Source organism: Micromonospora sp. 15K316, assembly GCF_004348525.1.
Classification (GTDB): domain Bacteria; phylum Actinomycetota; class Actinomycetes; order Mycobacteriales; family Micromonosporaceae; genus Micromonospora.
This window is the reverse complement of the sequence record NZ_SMKG01000367.1, coordinates 1-3,076: the sequence shown is the minus strand read 5'-3', so window position 1 is coordinate 3,076 and position 3,076 is coordinate 1. Positions and strand designations below refer to the sequence as shown.

At 72.5% G+C, this 3,076-nt stretch carries 2 protein-coding genes and 1 pseudogene; all 3 read left to right on the top strand.

Translation table 11 applies throughout. The features are described from left to right. A pseudogene (locus E1211_RS31445) lies at positions 1-467 on the top strand (DUF4190 domain-containing protein); the annotation flags it as partial. A 453-nt stretch (positions 468-920) separates the two neighbouring features. Continuing rightward, positions 921-1,736 carry a dimethylargininase gene (gene ddaH, locus E1211_RS31440; protein WP_207915591.1) on the top strand — a complete coding sequence of 272 codons (816 nt, stop codon included), beginning with the start codon at positions 921-923 and terminating at the stop codon, positions 1,734-1,736. Beyond that, positions 1,736-2,950: an ornithine--oxo-acid transaminase gene (gene rocD, locus E1211_RS31435; RefSeq protein ID WP_207915590.1), complete on the top strand. Its 1,215-nt coding sequence runs from the start codon at positions 1,736-1,738 to the stop codon at positions 2,948-2,950. The genes ddaH and rocD overlap by 1 nt, the downstream gene beginning before the upstream one ends. The last annotated feature ends 126 nt before the right edge of the window (positions 2,951-3,076 follow it).

Below are 3,076 nucleotides of genomic sequence, written 5' to 3'. Positions count from 1 at the left end.
ACGCCGCGCTGCGTCCCGGGCCGGCACCCGCCCGCCCCGACGAGGAGCGGGACGGCGACCGGGCCGTACGCCCCGAGCGGGATCGCCCGGTCGACGCGGACGTACGGCCGGACGAGCTGGCGCGGACGGTGACGCCCGGCCCCCGGCCCCGCGCCAGCCTGCTCGCCACCCTCGGCCTGGTGGTCGGGGTCGCCGGGGCGCTCTTCGTGCTGACCGGCACCCTCGCCGGCTACGGGATCGGGCTGGGCGCGATCGGCGCGGTCCTCTCGGTGCTGGGCCTGATCGCCACCCGGCGTCGGCACGTCGCGGGCAAGACCGACGCACTGCTCGGCGTCGCTCTCGGCCTGACCGCGGTGGTCGTCGGGGTGCTGGCGATGACGGGGCTCTTCGACTGGCCGACCACGGACGGGGACTGGGTGCAGCGGTTCCGGGAGTGGCTTGACTCACAGTTTGTGGATCGGTTCTAGCGGGCACTGTCCGGCTCGCCGGCGGTGCGCCGGAGATCAGGTCCGGTGGTTCACCGGCCGAGCCCGACCAGCCTGGTGGTTCACCAGCCGGGCGACACAGTTTCAGGGGCGGCGGTTCGCCGCCCCTGATGTGTGTCCGGCCGGGGGCGGCTCCGGCCGCGCCGGCCACACCCGACGCGCGACCCCGTCGATGCCCCGGCCACCGGCGTCCCGACCGGGCCCCGCCCGTCGTTGAACGAGGGTGACCGTGCCCGGCTCCGGAGGGGCCGCCCATCCGCGCGCTCCGTGCAACGAATCGTCGTGGACGTCGGCTCAGACGCAATGAACAGCCGTCCTGCGCAATCCTCTGCGGTGGATCCCGCCGGCCCGCGCCGAATAACGTTGAACATCGGCGCCAGCCCGTGGGCCGACGGTGGCCGGGCGCGCCCGACCCCTGGGAGCAGGACAATGACGATGGACGCGACGCGCCAGCGCTTCCTGATGTGCCGGCCGACGTACTTCGCCGTGGACTACGCGATCAACCCGTGGATGGACCCGACCGCGCCCGTCGACGCCGACCTGGCGATCCGGCAGTGGGAGCAGCTGCGGCAGGTCTACCGCGACCTGGGCCACACCGTCGAGGAGATCACTCCGGTGCCCGGCCTGCCCGACATGGTCTTCGCCGCGAACGGCGGCACCGTGATCGACGACAAGGCGATGGCGGTGCAGTTCCGCGACCCGCAGCGCGCCGACGAGGCCCCGGCCTACCGGGCCTGGTTCGAGGCCGCCGGCTTCGAGATGTACGACCCGAAGCACGTCAACGAGGGCGAGGGCGACATCCTCCTCGCCGGTGACCTGCTGCTCGCCGGCACCGGCTTCCGCACCGCGCACGCCTCGCACGCCCAGCTGCAGGAGGTCTTCGGCTACCCGGTGATCACCATGCAGCTGGTCGACCCGCGCTTCTACCACCTCGACACCGCGCTGACCGTGCTCGACGAGCGCACGGTGGCGTACCTGCCGGAGGCGTTCACCCCCGGCAGCCGGGCCGTCCTGCGCCGGCTCTTCCCGGACGCGGTGCACGCCACGATGGCCGACGCCGAGGTGCTCGGCCTGAACGCGGTCAGCGACGGGCGGCACGTGGTGCTGCCGGCGCAGGCCACCGACCTGGCCGCGAAGCTTCGCGACCGGGGCTACGAAACCATCGGTGTCGACCTGTCCGAGCTGCGTAAGGCGGGCGGCGGACCGAAGTGCTGCACGTTGCGACTCCGACAGGGAAAGGCAAGCAAGTGATCGTCGACGACATGCTGCGGACGCCGGGCGCGGTCCGCGACGCGGAGCGCTGGACCGCGCACAACTACCACCCGCTGCCGGTGGTGATCTCGTCCGCCGAGGGCGCCTGGCTGACCGATGTGGACGACCGCCGCTACCTCGACTTCCTGGCCGGCTACTCGGCGCTGAACTTCGGCCACCGCCACCCGCAGTTGGTCGCCGCGGCGCACGCGCAGCTCGACCGGCTCACCCTCACCAGCCGGGCGTTCATCCACGACCAGTTCGCGGCCTTCTGCCGGGAACTCGCCGAGCTCTGCGGCAAGGACCTGGTGCTGCCGATGAACACCGGCGCCGAGGCGGTGGAGACCGGGATCAAGGTGGCCCGCAAGTGGGGCTACCAGGTCAAGGGCGTCCCGGCAGGCCAGGCCAACATCGTGGTCGCCGAGGGCAACTTCCACGGGCGTACGACCACCATCGTCAGCTTCTCCACCGACGAGGACGCGCGGGCCGACTTCGGGCCGTACACGCCCGGGTTCACCGTGGTCCCCTACGGCGACCTGGACGCGCTGACCGCCGCCATCGACGAGAACACCGTCGCCGTGCTGATCGAGCCCATCCAGGGTGAGCAGGGCGTCGTCGTACCGCCGGAGGGCTACCTGCCGGGCGTCCGCCGGGTCTGCACCGAGCGGAACGTGCTCTTCATCGCCGACGAGATCCAGTCCGGCCTGGGCCGCACCGGGGCGACGTTCGCCTGCGACCACGAGGGCGTCGTCCCGGACATGTACCTGCTCGGCAAGGCGCTCGGCGGCGGCATCGTGCCGGTCTCCGCGGTGGTCGCGAACACCGACGTGCTCGGTGTGCTCAAGCCCGGCCAGCACGGTTCGACCTTCGGCGGCAACCCGCTGGCCTGTGCCGTGGCCGTCGAGGTGGTCCGGATGTTGGCGACCGGCGAGTTCCAGCGCCGCTCGGCCGAGCTGGGCGAGCGGCTGCACGCCGGGCTTCGGGAGCTGGTCGGCAAGGGGCTGGTCGCCGTACGGGGCCGGGGCCTCTGGGCCGGGCTGGACATCGACCCGGCGTTGATGACCGGCCGCGAGGCCTGCGAGCGGCTGATGGAGCGGGGCCTCCTGGTCAAGGACACCCACGGTTCCACGATCCGCCTCGCCCCGCCCCTGGTCGTCACCGAGGAGGAGATCGACCACGCCGTGGCCCAGCTGGCCGCCATCCTCACCTCCTGACCCCCCACCCCGGTGCCGTCCCGGCCGGGCTGAGCCCGTTGATCATGAAGTTATTGCCCGGCCCAACGGCGTGTCGCGGCAATAACTTCATGATCAACGCTTGTCCGGCGGGGGCCGGGGCCGGGG

Excerpts from the sequence above, each read along its gene's own strand:
- ddaH (WP_207915591.1), top strand. The coding sequence starts at position 921 with ATGGACGCGACGCGCCAGCGCTTCCTGATGTGCCGGCCGACGTACTTC.